Source organism: Vibrio hippocampi (assembly GCF_921292975.1).
GTDB classification, from domain to species: Bacteria; Pseudomonadota; Gammaproteobacteria; order Enterobacterales; family Vibrionaceae; genus Vibrio; species Vibrio hippocampi.
Map to the genome: position 1 here is coordinate 875577 of NZ_CAKLCM010000002.1, position 19751 is coordinate 895327.

Here is a 19751-nt window from a genome sequence, read left to right on the forward strand (position 1 = left end):
TGTGATTAGACGTCATGGATTTATAATTTTTTCCCGTATTAAATCCGGTTAACATTATCTTTCACTTATGATAGTAATTAAGTAGCTAGCTGCCTGTTTTTCAAATTTTTTTCCATAAAAATGTGGGAAATAAATTTGATGTTTAGGATTAGTTTTCTTTAATGCCATTGAACGTATATGGATTTCCCTTATGGAGCGTATCATGGCTGACAATAACGACCCTAAAAACCAAGACAACCAATTAAACGATGCCGAAGAACAACAGGTAACCCAAGATTCGGGGACAGACTCACAACAGGCAAATAGTCGAAACCAGCAAAGTACTGCGGCAACCGCGGCAGCGACGGCAACGGGGTCGCAAGATAGTGCTGCGCAAGCGAATCAAGCGATGGAAGAGGGACCGTCAGGGGCTGGTGATAGTTCTGATGAGGGTGAATCCGCCGCAAAATCTTCGGCGTCAAAGGATTCTGATGGTGCTGACTCTGAGGCTTCCCAATCTCAATCCGTGGGAGGCTCGGCGGAGAGTGGCGCGACGGAAGATGAAACCGGTGGTGGCGGTGCAGCCAGTGGTGCTGGTGCTCAGGCAATTGGTGGAGACAGTGCAGAAGGTTCAGATGGCGGTAGTGATGCAGAGGGAGCCACTCAAGCACAAGCTCAAAGCGGTAGCGCAGCTCCAGCCGCCACCTCATCAAGTGATAGCCAGGGAGAGGCAACGGAAGAGGATGTCGATTCTGAAACAGTCAGTGAAGATTTCACAGTTGATGTGCAAGACAGCAGTGTCGAATCGATATCACAAGTAGAAGACGATTTTGACTCGGAAACGACCAATACTACGTTTGAGGTTAATGTCGAGGGTGAGAATGACGCCCCAGAAGCGGAAGATCTCGCCTATACGATGGAAGAAGACGGGGTTTTGGTCTTCACTGAAGCCGACTTATTAGCCAATGCCAGCGATATTGATGGGGATGAATTATCGGTTGAAAACGTTTCCTACACCGGAACGGATGGGGTTTTAACCGACAATGGCGACGGTACCTACAGCTTTGCGCCGAACGAGAACTTCAACGGCGACGTTGCGTTCAGTTTCGATGTATCGGACGGCACTGAAACCGTTACAGCAAACGTTGATGTCCAAGTCACTGCAGTCAATGATCCTCCGGTTGCGGGCGCCACGTCGTATACCGTTCAAGAAGATAACTCAATCACCATCAGCAATGAGCAGTTGCTCGCCAATTCCAGTGACGTCGAGGGTGAAGTTGCGATTGAAAATGTGTCCTATTCGGGCACCGATGGTGTTTTTAGCGACAATGGTGATGGTACCTATACGTTCTCTCCTAATGAAAACTTTTCTGGTGATATCAGCCTTGATGTATCGGTCGTTGATGAGGATGGCGCGACCGCAGATACGACGGCAGGTATTCAAGTCATTGAAGTGAATGACCCTCCTATCGCAGGACCTACGTCATATACGATTGATGAAGATAGCGTTCTCACTTTCAATGAGTCTCAAGTTCTTGCGAATGCGTCAGACATTGATGGTGAAGTCGAACTGGTTGGGATCAGTTATGACGGTCCTGATGGTGTGTTCAGCATCAATGGGGATGGCACTTGTAGCTTTGCACCCAATGAGAACTTTAATGGTGAAGTTCAACTCAATGTTATGATCATCGATGATGATGGTGCGACCGTTGAAACAGTGATTAATGTTGATGTATTGCCAATCAATGATGCGCCAGTGTCGGGCAGTACTGCATATCAAGTCGATGAAGATGGCTCCATCACAATCAGCCAAGAACAACTGCTTTCACAATCGTCAGATGTAGAAGGTGATGACCTAACCGCCAGCAATCTTGTGGTTGATGGTCATGCGCAAGTGACCGCTAATGACGATGGCTCGTTTACCATTACCCCTGATGCCGATTGGAATGGTGATATCGATATGCACTTCGATATTACTGATGGTACCGATACGATCCAAGCGACGGCAGATCTTACCGTGAATCCAGTCAACGACCTGCCACAGCCGCAAGATCAAGCGTTCAGCATGGAAGAAGACGGCACGTTGGTCTTCACTGACGCAGATCTACTCATGGGTGCGACGGATATTGATGGCGATGATCTATCGGTTGAGGGCGTTAGTTACAGCGGTACTGACGGTATCTTGACTGACAACGGCGACGGGACTTATAGCTTTGCACCGAATGAGAACTTTAACGGTGATGTTGAGTTTAGCTTTGATGTCAATGATGGTACGGATACGGTTTCGGCTAATATCGATGTCTCTGTGACACCAGTGGATGACGCGCCAACGGTTGACGGAAATTTAGCGTACTCGGTCAACGAAGACGGTGAAATCACCCTAAGCCAAGAGCAGTTACTATCAAACGTTTCGGATGTGGAAGGCGATGATCTAACTGCGTCTAATCTGTCTGTGGATGGCAATGCTGAAGTCACTGTGAATGACGATGGCTCGTTCACCATTACCCCGGATGCTGATTGGAATGGCGATATTGATATCAGCTTTGATGTCTCTGACGGCAACAATGTGGTGCAATCGCAGGCAGATTTAACAGTCAACCCAGTCAACGACTTACCGCAACCACAAGACCAAGCGTTCAGCATGGAAGAAGACGGCACGTTGGTCTTCACCGATGCTGACTTATTGACAGGTGCCACCGATATTGATGGCGATGATCTATCGGTTGAGGGGGTTAACTACTCAGGTACTGACGGTATCTTGACCGATAACGGTGATGGGACTTATAGCTTTGCGCCGAACGAGAACTTTAACGGTGATGTTGAATTTAGCTTTGATGTCAATGACGGCACGGATACGGTTTCGGCTAATATTGATGTCTCTGTCACACCAGTGGATGACGCGCCAACCGTAGAGGGCAACCTAGCGTACTCGGTCAACGAAGATGGCGAAATCACGTTAAGCCAAGAGCAGCTGCTTTCTAACGTTTCGGATGTCGAAGGTGATGACTTAACCGCCTCGAACCTCAGTGTCGATGGCAATGCCGAAGTCAGCGTGAATGACGATGGTTCCTTCACAATCACGCCAGATGCGGACTGGAACGGCGATATTGATATCAGCTTCGATGTCTCTGACGGTGAAAACCTAGTAGCCTCTGGTGCAGATTTAACAGTCAACCCAGTCAACGACTTACCGCAACCACAAGACCAAGCGTTCAGCATGGAAGAAGACGGTACGCTGGTCTTTACTGACGCAGATCTATTGACGGGCGCGACAGATATTGATGGCGATGAACTATCGGTTGAGGGGGTTAACTACTCAGGTACTGACGGTATCTTGACCGATAACGGTGATGGCACGTATAGCTTTGCGCCAAACGAGAACTTCAACGGTGATGTTGAGTTTAGCTTCGATGTCAATGATGGTACGGATACGGTTTCGGCTAATATCGATGTCTCTGTCACACCAGTGGATGACGCGCCAACTGTTGACGGCAACCTTGCTTATACCGTCAATGAAGATGGCGAAATTACCCTAAGCCAAGAGCAGTTACTATCCAATGTTAGTGACGTGGAAGGCGATGACCTGACTGCCTCGAACCTCAGTGTGGATGGCAATGCCGAAGTGACGGTCAATGACGATGGCTCGTTTACCATTACCCCAGACGCCGATTGGAATGGCGACATTGATATCAGCTTTGATGTCTCTGACGGTGAAAACCTTGTAGCTTCAGGTGCAGATTTAACAGTCAACCCAGTCAATGACTTGCCACAACCACAAGATCAAGCGTTCAGCATGGAAGAAGACGGCACGTTGGTCTTCACTGACGCAGATCTATTAACGGGTGCGACGGATATTGATGGCGATGACTTGTCGGTTGAGGGGGTTAGTTACTCTGGCACCGACGGTATCTTGACCGATAACGGTGATGGCACGTATAGCTTTGCACCGAATGAGAACTTTAACGGTGATGTTGAGTTTAGCTTCGATGTCAATGATGGTACGGATACGGTTTCGGCTAATATTGATGTCTCTGTGACACCAGTGGATGACGCGCCAACTGTTGACGGCAACCTTGCTTATACCGTCAATGAAGATGGCGAAATCACCCTAAGCCAAGAGCAGTTACTATCCAATGTTAGTGACGTGGAAGGCGATGACCTGACTGCCTCGAACCTCAGCGTTGATGGCAATGCGGAAGTCACCGTCAACGATGATGGCTCATTCACCATTACGCCTGACGCCGATTGGAACGGTGATATCGACATCAGCTTCGATGTCTCAGACGGTGAAAACCTTGTAGCTTCAGGTGCAGATTTAACAGTCAACCCAGTCAATGACTTGCCACAACCACAAGATCAAGCGTTCAGCATGGAAGAAGACGGCACGTTGGTCTTCACTGACGCAGATCTATTAACGGGCGCGACAGATATTGATGGCGATGAACTATCGGTTGAGGGGGTTAACTACTCAGGTACTGACGGTATCTTGACCGATAACGGTGATGGCACGTATAGCTTTGCGCCAAACGAGAACTTCAACGGTGATGTTGAGTTTAGCTTCGATGTTAACGATGGCACCGATACGGTTTCGGCTAATATCGATGTCTCTGTCACACCAGTGGATGACGCGCCAACTGTTGACGGCAACCTTGCTTATACCGTCAATGAAGATGGCGAAATTACCCTAAGCCAAGAGCAGTTACTATCCAATGTTAGTGACGTGGAAGGCGATGACTTAACTGCGTCTAATCTGTCCGTGGATGGCAATGCCGAAGTGACGGTGAATGACGATGGTTCATTCACCATTACCCCAGATGCTGATTGGAATGGCGATATTGATATCAGCTTTGATGTCTCTGATGGTGAAAACCTAGTAGCCTCTGGCGCAGACTTAACGGTCAATCCTGTCAATGACTTGCCACAACCGCAAGACCAAGCGTTTAGCATGGAAGAAGACGGCACGTTGGTCTTCACTGACGCAGATCTACTCACGGGTGCGACGGATATTGATGGCGATGACTTGTCGGTTGAGGGTGTTAGTTACTCCGGCACCGACGGTATCTTGACCGATAACGGTGATGGCACGTATAGCTTTGCGCCGAACGAGAACTTTAACGGTGACGTTGAGTTTAGCTTCGATGTGAATGATGGCACGGATACGGTTTCAGCCAATATTGACGTGTCTGTGACACCAGTGGATGATGCGCCAACGGTAGAGGGCAACCTTGCGTATAGCGTTAACGAAGACGGTGAAATCACCCTAAGCCAAGAGCAGTTACTATCCAATGTTAGTGACGTGGAAGGCGATGACCTGACTGCTTCGAACCTCAGTGTTGATGGCAACGCCGAAGTCACCGTGAATGACGATGGTTCGTTCACCATTACCCCGGATGCCGATTGGAATGGCGACATTGATATCAGCTTTGATGTCTCTGACGGCAACAATGTGGTGCAATCGCAGGCTGACTTGACGGTCAATCCTGTCAACGACTTACCGCAACCACAAGACCAAGCGTTCAGCATGGAAGAAGACGGTACGTTGGTCTTCACTGACGCAGATCTACTCACGGGTGCGACGGATATTGATGGCGATGATCTATCGGTTGAGGGCGTTAGTTACAGCGGTACTGACGGTATCTTGACTGACAACGGCGACGGGACTTATAGCTTTGCACCGAATGAGAACTTTAACGGTGATGTTGAGTTTAGCTTTGATGTCAATGATGGTACGGATACGGTTTCGGCTAATATCGATGTCTCTGTGACACCAGTGGATGACGCGCCAACGGTTGACGGAAATTTAGCGTACTCGGTCAGCGAAGACGGTGAAATCACCCTAAGCCAAGAGCAGTTACTATCAAACGTTTCGGATGTGGAAGGCGATGATCTAACCGCGTCTAATCTGTCCGTGGATGGCAATGCGGAAGTCACTGTGAATGACGATGGCTCGTTTACCATTACCCCAGATGCCGATTGGAATGGCGATATTGATATCAGCTTTGATGTCTCTGACGGCAACAATGTGGTGCAATCGCAGGCTGACTTGACGGTCAACCCAGTCAATGACTTACCGCAACCACAAGATCAAGCGTTCAGCATGGAAGAAGATGGCACGTTGGTCTTCACTGACGCAGATCTACTCACGGGTGCGACGGATATTGATGGCGATGATCTATCGGTTGAGAGCGTCAACTACTCCGGTACCGATGGTATCTTGACCGATAACGGCGACGGCACGTATAGCTTTGCACCGAATGAGAACTTTAACGGTGATGTTGAATTTAGCTTTGATGTCAATGACGGCACCGATACGGTGAGCGCCAATATTGATGTCTCAGTGACACCAATTGATGATGCACCAACCGTTGAGGGCAATCTCGCGTACTCGGTCAACGAAGATGGCGAAATCACCCTTAGCCAAGAGCAGTTACTATCAAACGTATCGGATGTAGAAGGCGATGACCTAACCGCGTCTAATCTGTCCGTGGATGGCAATGCGGAAGTCACAGTGAATGACGATGGCTCGTTCACCATTACCCCAGATGCTGATTGGAATGGCGATATTGATATCAGCTTTGATGTCTCTGATGGTGAAAACCTAGTAGCCTCTGGCGCGGATTTAACAGTCAACCCAGTCAACGACTTACCACAACCGCAAGATCAAGCGTTTAGCATGGAAGAAGACGGTACGTTGGTCTTCACTGATGCTGACCTATTGACGGGTGCGACCGATATTGATGGCGATGATCTATCGGTTGAGAGCGTCAACTACTCCGGTACCGATGGTATCTTGACCGATAACGGCGACGGCACGTATAGCTTTGCACCGAATGAGAACTTTAACGGTGAGGTTGAATTTAGCTTTGATGTCAATGACGGCACCGATACGGTGAGCGCCAATATTGATGTCTCAGTGACACCAATTGATGATGCACCAACCGTTGAGGGCAATCTCGCGTACTCGGTCAACGAAGATGGTGAAATCACCATAAGCCAAGAGCAGTTACTATCCAATGTTAGTGACGTGGAAGGCGATGACTTGACTGCCTCGAACCTCAGTGTGGATGGCAATGCCGAAGTGACGGTCAATAACGATGGCTCGTTCACCATTACCCCAGATGCCGATTGGAATGGCGACATTGATATCAGCTTTGATGTCTCTGACGGTGAAAACCTAGTAGCCTCTGGTGCAGATTTAACAGTCAACCCAGTCAACGACTTACCACAACCACAAGACCAAGCGTTCAGCATGGAAGAAGACGGTACGTTGGTCTTCACCGATGCGGATCTACTCACGGGTGCGACGGATATTGATGGCGATGATCTATCGGTTGAGAGCGTCAACTACTCCGGCACCGACGGTATCTTGACCGATAACGGTGATGGCACGTATAGCTTTGCGCCGAACGAGAACTTTAACGGTGACGTTGAGTTTAGCTTCGATGTGAATGATGGCACGGATACGGTTTCGGCTAACATTGATGTCTCTGTGACACCAGTGGATGATGCGCCAACCGTCGACGGCAATCTTGCTTATACCGTTAATGAAGATGGTGAAATTACCCTAAGCCAAGAGCAGTTACTATCCAATGTTAGTGACGTGGAAGGCGATGACTTAACTGCCTCGAACCTCAGTGTTGATGGTAACGCGGAAGTCAGCGTCAATGACGATGGCTCGTTTACCATTACCCCAGATGCCGATTGGAATGGCGATATTGATATCAGCTTTGATGTCTCTGACGGTGAAAACCTAGTAGCCTCTGGTGCAGATTTAACGGTCAACCCAGTCAACGACTTACCGCAACCACAAGACCAAGCGTTCAGCATGGAAGAAGACGGCACGTTGGTCTTCACTGACGCAGATCTACTCACGGGTGCGACGGATATTGATGGCGATGACTTGTCGGTTGAGGGTGTTAGTTACTCCGGCACCGACGGTATCTTAACCGATAACGGTGATGGCACGTATAGCTTTGCACCGAACGAGAACTTTAACGGTGAGGTTGAGTTTAGCTTCGATGTGAATGATGGCACGGATACGGTTTCGGCTAACATTGATGTGTCCGTGACACCAGTGGATGATGCGCCAACGGTAGAGGGCAACCTTGCGTATAGCGTTAACGAAGACGGTGAAATTACCCTCAGCCAAGAACAGTTACTATCCAATGTTAGTGACGTGGAAGGCGATGACCTGACTGCCTCGAATCTCAGTGTTGATGGCAATGCCGAAGTGACGGTCAATAACGATGGCTCGTTCACCATTACCCCAGATGCCGATTGGAACGGCGATATTGATATCAGCTTCGATGTCTCTGACGGCAATAACGTAGTTCAAGCCGAGGCAGATCTCACTGTTAACCCAGTCAACGACTTACCGCAACCACAAGACCAAGCGTTTACCATTCAAGAAGACGGAATTCTTACCTTTACCGATGCCCATCTGCTTCAAGGGGCAACTGATATTGAAGGGGATAACTTGTCGGTTGAAGGTATTAGTTATGAGGGTACCGACGGTATTTTAACGGATAACGGTAACGGTACTTATAGCTTTGCGCCGAATGAGAACTTTAACGGCGATGTTGAGTTTAGCTTCGATGTGTCTGACGGCACGGATACGGTTTCCGCCAATATTGACGTGTCTGTGACACCAGTGGATGACGCTCCAACGGTAGACGGTAACCTAGCGTATAGCGTCAATGAAGATGGTGAAATTACGCTCAGCCAAGAGCAGTTATTGTCTAACGTCAGTGATGTAGAAGGTGATGACTTAACGGCTTCGAATCTCAGTGTTGATGGTAATGCGGAAGTCACTGTCAACGACGATGGCTCATTTACCATTACGCCAGACGCCGATTGGAATGGTGATATTGACATCAGCTTCGATGTTTCTGACGGTGAAAATCTGGTGGTATCGGGTGCAGACTTAACGGTCAACCCAGTGAATGACTTACCACAACCGCAAGACCAAGCATTTACCATTCAAGAAGATGGTATCTTGACCTTTACCGATGCACACCTACTTCAAGGTGCGACCGATATTGATGGCGATAACCTATCGGTTGAAGGTATTAGTTATGACGGTACTGACGGTATCCTAACGGATAACGGCAATGGAACGTACAGCTTTGCGCCGAACGAAAACTTTAATGGCGACGTTGAGTTTAGCTTTGATGTGTCTGATGGCACGGATACGGTAAGCGCGAATATTGATGTGTCCGTGACACCGGTGGATGACGCTCCAACGGTAGAGGGCAACCTAGCGTATAGCGTCAATGAAGACGGCGAAATCACCCTTAGCCAAGAGCAGTTATTGTCTAACGTCAGTGATGTAGAAGGCGATGATTTAACCGCATCGAACCTAAGCGTTGATGGCAATGCGGAAGTCACTGTCAATGACGATGGCTCATTCACTATTACGCCAGACGCCGATTGGAATGGTGATATTGACATCAGCTTCGATGTTTCTGACGGTGAAAATCTGGTGGTATCGGGTGCAGACTTAACGGTCAACCCAGTGAATGACTTGCCACAACCGCAAGACCAAGCATTTACCATTCAAGAAGATGGTATCTTGACCTTTACCGATGCACACCTACTTCAAGGTGCGACCGATATTGATGGCGATAACCTATCGGTTGAAGGTATTAGTTATGACGGTACCGACGGTATCCTAACGGATAACGGCAATGGAACGTACAGCTTTGCGCCGAACGAAAACTTTAATGGCGACGTTGAGTTTAGCTTTGATGTGTCTGATGGCACCGATACGGTAAGCGCGAATATTGATGTGTCGGTGACGCCTGTTGACGACGCTCCTGTGTCGGGTGATTTAGCGTACACAGTGAACGAAGACGGTCAGATTACTCTGAGCCAAGATCAGTTGTTATCTCAAGCAACGGACGTTGAAGGCGACCAGCTAACAGCGTCTAATTTAGCGGTAGATGGCAACGCAGAGGTAACGGTCAATGATGATGGCTCATTTACCATTACCCCAGACGCCGATTGGAATGGCGATATTGATATCAGCTTCGATATTTCTGATGGCAACAATGTAGTACAAGCCGGGGCAGACCTAACGGTTAACCCAGTGAATGACCTGCCACAGCCGGAAGATAAATCTTACATGGTCGAGGAAGACGGCACGCTAGTCTTCACCGAAGAGCAGCTACTGCAAAACGCAACCGATATTGATGGCGATAACCTAGAAGTCTCTGGTGTGAGCTATACCGGTACGGATGGCATCTTAACGGATAATGGCGATGGTACTTATAGCTTTGCGCCAAATGAGAACTTCCTTGGCGATGTGCAGTTTACCTTTGATGTAACCGATGGTACTGACACCGTGACCGCCAATATTGATGTGACGGTAACAGATGTTAACGATCCACCGGTTGCAGGTGCGACGTCTTACACGGTTCAAGAAGATCATTCCATCACGATCAGTGATGAGCAATTACTGGTTAATTCGAGTGATATAGAGGGCGCGGTAAGTGTTGCCGATGTCTCGTACTCCGGCACTGATGGGGTATTTGTTGATAATGGTAATGGAACTTATACCTTCTCGCCAAATGAAAACTTCACTGGCGATATTAGCCTCGATGTGACGGTTGCCGATCTTCATAATGAAACCGCTGAGACCACAGCGACAATCGACGTCATTGAAGTTAATGACCCTCCAATTGCAGGTGATACGGCATACAGTATTAATGAAGACCAGGTATTGGTGTTTACCGCCGATCAATTACTTGCACAATCGAGTGATGTAGAAGGCGAGGTCGCCTTAGGCGGTGTCAGCTATTCCGGCTCGGATGGTATCTTGACGGACAACGGCAATGGCACCTTTAGTTTTGCGCCAAACGAAAACTTTAATGGTGATGTTTCCCTGACTGTGACTGTTGTCGATGAGGATGGCGCCACTGCCGACGCAACAGCAAGTATTGATGTGTTACCAATTAATGATGTTCCGGTTACGGGTTCCACGTCATATCAAGTGAACGAAGATGGTTCAATTACCATCAGCCAGGAACAGTTATTGTCTCAGACTTCTGATGTTGAGGGCGATGAACTAACGGCAACGAACTTAATTGTCGATGGCAATGCGGAAGTGACCGTCAATGAAGATGGATCATTTACTATCACGCCGGATGCGGATTGGAATGGTGATATCGACATGCACTTCGATATCAGCGACGGCACGGATACGATACAGGGAACCGCTGACTTAACTGTTAATCCGGTTAATGATTTGCCACAGCCGCAAGATCATGAATTTACCATTCAAGAAGATGGCATCCTGACTTTCACCGACGAACAGTTACTTCAAGGTGCTACCGATATTGAAGGCGACAACTTGACGGTTGAGGGCGTCAGCTACTCCGGTACGGATGGTATTCTCACGGATTATGGTGACGGTGTTTATGGGTTTGCACCTAATGAAAACTTCAATGGAGAGGTCAACTTCTCATTCGATGTTAGTGACGGTACCGATGTCGTTGCCGCCAACATTGATGTGAATGTCACACCCGTTAACGATGCACCAACGGTCGATGGGAACCTTGCCTATACGATAAATGAAGATGGTCAAATTACCCTAAGCCAAGAGCAGTTGCTCACGCACGCCAGTGATGCAGAGGGCGACCAATTAACAGCACAAAACCTATCCGTTAATGGCAATGCGACCGTTACCGAAAATGATGATGGTTCCTTTACCATTACACCAGACGCTGACTGGAACGGCGACATCGATATTAGCTTCGATGTTTCCGATGGCGACAATGTGGTTCAGACCAGTGCTGAACTGACGGTCAACCCAGTGAATGACGCACCAGATGCTGGCGAAGAACTCTATATTCAAGCAGAAGAAGATCAAACCGTCGGTGTTACTCTGCGCGAAGAACCAAGCCTACGTTTAGACCAAGCACCTGAACACGGTATTATTGAAGCGAATCTCAATGATGAGTGGGTTGAACTAGAAGTTGGTGTAGAAATTCCAGCCGATACCGAAGTCCGTTTTGTTGCCAATGAAGAGGATGTTGCTGCCGGAACACATACCACGCAAATCGGGACATTTGATGACAACGCGAGTGTAGATGACTGGGGAACCGAAGTTGACCCTTATACCCGCGAGTACACGGATGGTGATCTTACCGTTACCGTTCAAAGTAATGATGACCCTCTTGGTGCATGGAACGGCAATACACATATTGGTCATGGCATTGGCGATACTGACCGTCAAGGTTTGAGTGGTGATGAGAAGTTAACGGTTTCCGTTGAAGGGCAAGATATCAATGAAATCAGCTTCCACCTTGATGGCTTGGGTGGTTGGTTTATGGAAGAGTCGCGCCACTTTACTGAAGTCGAAATCAAGGCATTCAATGATGAAGGCGAACTGATTGATTCGATGACTTATCACAAAGAGGATCGCGGCTCGTATGAAACAGATTACACCCTAACCGTTGATCAGCCAGTATCGTATTTTGAACTGGGTACGATTCAAGGTAATGGTACCTATGTCGTGCAAAACATGACAGTGTCACAAACTGTGCCAGATGAAGCGGTATTTACTTCATTGGGTGTCGACGGCACTGAAATCACTGAAGCGGTCACCTTGCAACTTCACGAAGGGGACACGGAGATTGATTTGACGGCTGACTTGCCGAACCTAGCAATCGATAGTGAAGGCGCGGGACAGTTTGCATCAGTGGTGATAACTGAAGAGCAGTTACTAGCTCAAGCTACTGATATCGACAGTGAAGACCTAGATATTCAAAACCTCGAACTGGTCGGTGACAACGCAGAAAACGCAACATTGACGGACAATGGTGATGGCACGTGGACGGTGACACCGGATGAAAACTTCCATGGTGAAATCGAACTTGGCTATCAAGTGACGGATGGAGAGTTGACGGATGATAATATCATCAACATCAACTTTGAATCGGTTAATGATGCCCCCATCGTATCAGGTCCCATTGTTCTTCAAACTGACGAAGATGAAGGCATCACATTTAGCGCAGATGATTTACTGGCAAATTCCAGTGACGTCGAAGGTGACGAGTTATCGGTGACGGATATTAGCTACAGCGGTGAAAATGGCGAGCTAACCGATAATGGTGATGGCACTTATACCTTTATGCCGAATGAAAACTTCAATGGTGAAGTCGACATTAATTACTCGGTATTTGATGGCACGGATACAACAGAGACCAATCTTGATTTAACCGTGATTCCTGTCAATGATGTGCCGGTTCCCGGTGCTCCGCTGCATACGCAAATGCTCGAGAATGGCACGATCGTCATTGAAGCGAAAGATCTCCTATCCGGTGCGTCAGACGTTGATGGTGATATTCTACACATTGAAAACCTACTCTTGGTCGACCAATCCCAAGGTACGTTGACGGACAACGGTGACAATACGTTTACCTTTGAACCCGCAACGGATTTCTATGGTGAGGTCAATCTAACGTTTGATATTAGTGACGGTATGGCAAGTGCGCCAAGTACCGCATCTATCGACGTAGAAATTGTCAATGAAGGTCCAGAAGTCTCAGGTCCCGTTGAAGCGGTTGTAGATGAAGATGGCTCGATTACCATCACACAAGAAGCGCTGCTAGAAAACGCTTCGGACCTTGATGGCGATAACCTCGAAGCGATCAACCTACAAACCAATGATCCGAATGCGACCATCGTAGAAAACGCAGATGGTAGCTTCACCATTACACCGAGTGAGAACTTCTTTGGTGAGGTTGAGTTTACTTATGATGTGACCGATGCGATTGAGATCGTTTCAACGGGGTTGAACCTGACGGTTAATCCTATCAATGACTTACCTGATGTCCCAGACCTATCATTTACCACTGAAGATGGCGAGTCCATTATCGTCACTCAAGAGCAGCTACTGGCTCAGGCAACGGATATTGAAGGAGATGCATTAACCGCACTTAACGTGAACACCGATAACCCTAACGTCGATGTCGTCGATAATGGTGACGGTACCTTCACGCTCACGCCGGATGAAGGGTACTTTGGCAACGCTGATCTGACCTTTGATGTCAGTGATGGTACTGACATTGTCACTGCCAATATCGATCTTAAAGTCGAGTTTGTAAATGACGCACCTGAGGCAGAAGCGGTTGCTGCTACGGTTGAAGAAGATGGCACGATACTCGTGACTCAAGATATGTTGCTAGAGAATGCCTCTGATGTTGATGGCGACGCATTATTTGCCTCAAACTTAACCACCAATGATCCGAATGCACAAGTTGTCGACAATGGTGACGGCACGTTCTCAGTCACACCTTCAGAGAACTTTAATGGTGAAATTCAATTTGACTACGAGGTGAATGACGGTGAATTGAGTACGACGACTCAGTTGAACCTTGATGTGACGCCGGTTAATGATGCACCAGAAGTCGACGCTCTTGCCTTCGAAATGCAAGAGGATGGCACGCTCCTGATCACTGATGAACAACTGCTGGCGAATGCCACCGATATTGATGGCGATACGCTCAGTGTCAGTAACGTTGACTACAGTGGTGACCAAGGTGAACTCGTTGACAACGGTGATGGCACCTACTCATTTACGCCAAGCGAACACTTCAGCGGCGACTTGCAGCTCGGCTTTACGGTCTCAGATGGCGAGGCGGAAGTCTCTCAGACTCTCGATGTGCATGTAGAAGCGGTAGCGGATGCACCGGATCTTGTAGTGACGGATGGAGAGGGACAAGAGGTTGGCGGCAGCACCATAGTGACTGAACCTGGAGGAACGGTTGAACTCAACATCGGTGCCAGCTTGGTTGACCAAGATCTGTCAGAAACGCTGACTGTTGAAGTCGATGGTATACCAGAGGGAACTGTCGTTCGCTATGACAGTGAATCCGTATTGAATGACCAAGATAACGGTATCACCAGTTACAATGATACTGAAATCACGGTGACGTTTGAGGGTGAAACTGCTGGATTCCAGAACGCAGCCGGCTACTATAAAGTGGATGAAGACGGCAATATCACCGGGGTAGAGGTTGTCTACGAAAATGCATCGCAAGTTGGTGGTGGCGGTGATCTTCTTCCTGGGCAAAGTTCATTTTCTTTCCCTATTGAGGAAGGGGAAAGCTTTAACCTGTTCTTGATTCCGAATGGTTTCAACCACAACGACTTTGATGCGATGGAAAACGGTAACTTCGCGTTCGTTGACGCCAACGGCGAGCCCGCGACCATGGATACCGTTGATCCACAACTTATCTTTGTGGATGAAAATGGTGACACAACGACGATACAAGGGCAGTTCGGTGATGCGGTGTTCCACGGCGGTTCAAGTTCAGACTTAAACCAAGACGGGATAGAGCATACCAGAACGACGCTCAATGAAGACGGTGAACTGGTTTATGGCTTTGAAGACCTCTACGGTGGAGGCGATGCTGATTATAGCGACTTCAACTTCACCATTGATGTAGGTGAAGTCAACAGCCAAATCTACAGCGGTGAACTCACCGTTGGAGAAGATGGCTCTGTTGTCATTCCTACAACAGCAATCGATCAGACCATTGAATTTGTTCTTCCTGAAGGGACAGAAGAGTCATTTGATATCAACGTCACCGCGACGGCGACTGAGTTGTCAAATGATGATACCGAAACCGTGAGTCAAACGATCACCATTGATATTGAACATGCACCTGAAGCCGATGCAGTATCCGCGACAGTGGATGAAGATGGTTCAATCATTATTACGCAGGAAGACTTGCTTGCGAATGCAAGTGATTTGGATGGCGATGACTTAACGGCGCTCAACCTAGCGACTGATAATGAAAATGTCACCATTACCGATAATGGTGATGGTAGCTACACATTGACACCAGACGCAGACTACAACGGAGATATCGACTTTACCTTCGATGTATCGGATGGTGACCAGATTGTTTCTACCGACCTCAACTTAACGGTTAATCCGGTTAATGATGCACCCGTTCCGGAAGATAAAGCCTACACGGTTGAAGAAGATGGCACGCTGACCTTCACAGATGAACAGTTACTAGAAAACGCAATTGATATTGATGGTGATGAGCTTTCGGTTGAAGGCGTCTCTTATGCTGGTACAGACGGTATCTTGTCCGACAATGGCGATGGCACCTATAGTTTTGCGCCAAATGAGAATTTCTCTGGTGATGTTGAGCTTAGCTTTGATGTATCAGATGGCACCGAAACTTCATCTGCAAGCATTGCTGTTCAAGTCACAGAGGTTAACGATCCACCAGTTGCAGGACCTACTTCCTATACCATCAATGAAGATTCCGTTCTGACATTCAACGAATCTCAAGTATTAGCCAATGCGTCCGATGTGGATGGGGAAGTGTCACTGGTCGGCATCAGTTACGATGGTCCCGATGGGGTGTTCAGTATCAATGGCGACGGTACGTGCAGCTTTGCTCCGAATGAGAACTTTAATGGCGAAGTACAGCTCAACGTAACGATCACTGATGATGATGGCGCAACGGTCGATACTGTTATCAATGTGGATGTGTTGCCTATCAATGATGTGCCAGTCTCAGGCGCAACGTCTTACCAAGTTAACGAAGATGGTTCAATAACCATTAGCCAAGAACAGCTGTTGTCACAAACATCAGATGTGGAGGGCGATGAACTGACGGCATCAAATCTCATCGTTGATGGAAATGCAGTAGTGACCGCGAACGATGATGGGTCATTCACAATCGTACCGGATGCGGATTTCAATGGTGACATTGACCTTCACTTTGATATTACCGATGGCACAGAAACCATTCAAGCAACGGCTGATCTCACGGTTAATCCAGTTAATGACTTACCTGAGTCAGCGCACATCGAAGTGCAGGGCACGGAAGACACCACGTTACTCATCACCCAAGAAATGTTGCTTGCACAAGCTACGGATGTGGATAACACGGCGGATGAACTGACGGCTGTTGGTTTGAACATTGATGAGTCATTTGGTGACTTGGTTGACAATCAAGATGGTACTTGGTCATTTACTCCGACGGAAAACTTCAATGGCGATGTGCCAATGGAATTCCAAGTGAGTGATGGCGACTTAACGACAACGGTGTCGGGTAATATTGATGTTGCCGCTGTGAACGATGCTCCAGATGCCCCATCAATTCAAATGCAAGGTGAAGAAGACCAATTGATGGTCATCGACCCGAGCTTTATTACTAACCAAATTACCGACCTTGATGGCGATGAAATCTCACTAGAGAACATCACAGTGAGAGCACCGGCGAACGCGACGGTAACTCAGCAGCCTGATGGTATGTTCCACTTAGTGACGTCGCAAGACTATAACGGGCTCGTTGAACTTGGCTACACGGTCACCGATGGTACAGAGTCGGTTGAGGGTTCTTTAAATGTTGATGTGATTCCGGTTAACGATGCGCCTTTCAATACCGGTAATGCCATGATGGCAACCGATGAGGATGGTGCTTTCACCTTCGATGCCGGTGATCTGATGAACTTGTTTGATGATATTGATACCGAGAATCTTGTGGTATCAAGAATTATCATGCCGGACGATGAAGATGGCGGTGCAATAACCGATAACGGTGACGGCACTTGGACCTTTACACCAACCGATGATTTCGCTGGCTTAGCTGACCTTCAAGTCGTTGTCAGTGACGGTGAATTTGAAACGGCGTTAGATGTTCCGGTTTATGTTCGTCCGGTTGCCGATGGTGCGGTTATTACCACCGAACATGATGGACCTCTGGTGATTGGCGAAGACAGTTCTGGTCACCTTGGTTTGAATGTGGATCTGATTGATGACTCTGAAACCCTAAGTAACTTGGTGATGACGGGCTTCCCTGTTGGCTTTGAAGTGTCTGACGGTGAGAATACCCTCACCATTACCTCGCCAGATCAATACATCGATATTACAGAATGGAACATGTCGGATCTGCAAATTACGCCTCCAGAAAACTTCAATGGCAGCTTTAATGTCACTGTCTCGGCAACAACCGTGGACTATGGTGATGAGCCCGAAGCCTTTGAAGATGGGATTGATTCTGGTGACTTTGCTACCGTCGCGGGCGAGTCTATTCTGTTAACCGCAGATGACTTAATGGCGATTGCTGAAAACGTCGATGTCGATGCGGGAGATGAAGTGAAACTGGTTCACCTCGCTGACCGTAGCCAGGGTGAAATCGTCGATAACGGTGATGGTACTTGGACATTCAATCCTGCCGATGGGTTTACCGGTGAAGTGGATATCGCTTATGTTATCGATAAAGACGGCGTACTCCATGATGAGCAGACCGGTGTTGTTGTCAGTGAACCGGGAGAGGTGGAGAATACGGCACCAGAAGTTCAATCCATTACCACCACAGATCTTGCGCCGGGAGCGACATTGGAGTTCACCGAACAAGATATGCTGGCGAACTTGAGTGATGCAGATACTGATGCGCTGTCTATTGAGTCGGTAAGCTTGATGGAAGGTCAAGGTATGATCGAATCTGATAATGAAGGTAACTATCAGTTTACTCCAGCAGACGGATACGATGGACCGGTAGAAATTGGCTTTATTGCAACTGATGGTGAGAATCGAGTTGAGAGCCAATTTAATGTCAACCTGCAGGGTTCGAGTGAAATCAGTGATGGGTATGTACAAGCGGATGACGGTTCGATAGTGATTGGCGAAGAGCAGTTACTCAATGAACTTGATGTGAGTCCTTCGGCAGAAGTGCTCGATGTCGTTGATGACGGGGATGTTGGCTTCTTTGTTGACTCAGGTGATAGCGAATGGACCTTCTGGCCTAACGACGACTTTAACGGTGAATTACCAATGAAAGTCGAAGTGAATGATAACGGTTCTGTCACAGAACACTCATTAACCGTTCAGGCTGAAACAAGTGCAGTTGACACTGAAACAAGCCAGACCGAGCAAGCACAAGTGGAAACAGAGTCGCAAGCAGAGTCTGAAGTTCAGCCTACTGATGAAGCCGCTGTTGAAGCAATGTCAGAGGATGAGAGCGATGTCGATATGACAGCCGCACCGGGTGACACGATTAATATCGCAATCCCTGATGAAGTGGGCAGTCATGATGACGTTGATCATGTCGAAATGAGTGGTCTGCCAGACGGTTCAAACGTTAGTGGCGCACTGGATAATGGTGATGGTAACTACACCATCAGTGGCGACTTGTCACAACCTGTCAGTGTCGAACTTCCGGAAGGCTTTGAGGGCAACTTGGATGTAGGCTTCCAAGGTGTTGATGAACTGGGAAGCAATGTCGATGATGCGCAAGCGAGTGTCCCGATTGAGGTCGATGAACAGCACACAATGTCGTCAAGTCAAAACCAAGATCAAAACGCCAACCAAATGGATGCTTCCGAAGGTTCTGGTGGCGATTGGACATCGTCAGGTGGTCAGGATGAGGGTGTTGACTTCAATGATGATTCCGGCAGCTTTGATAGTGACCAATCCAGTAATGGAGGTTATGAGAACGAACTCGATAACCATTCCTTCTAAATAGGTGTACACCGAGGGCTCTTGTTTCAAGAACCCTCAATTAAAACAATCGTTGATAGCGGATATAAAGTGACTCAACCACTGCGGTGGGTATCACTTTATATCCGCTATTTTTTTGTAGCATCTTTTACCGACGAAGAACTGTTTGCGAGCGATTGGGTATTCGCCAGGATGATTGTTATCAAATGGTGAGCTAGATGAAACACAAGGTTGCATCTAACTCAATGAAGATTATGCTATTGTGTTCACTCTCTTGCTGGGCTCAATTTACGTACGCCGA

Annotated in this window: 1 protein-coding gene; it reads left to right on the top strand. The window is 47.9% G+C overall.

Going from position 1 to position 19751, the window contains the following annotated elements; translation table 11 throughout:
* Positions 1–388 precede the first annotated feature (388 nt).
* Complete coding sequence (locus tag L9Q39_RS06425) at positions 389–19471, top strand: tandem-95 repeat protein (RefSeq protein WP_435532831.1); 19083 nt, start codon at positions 389–391, stop codon at positions 19469–19471.
* Positions 19472–19751: the final 280 nt, after the last annotated feature.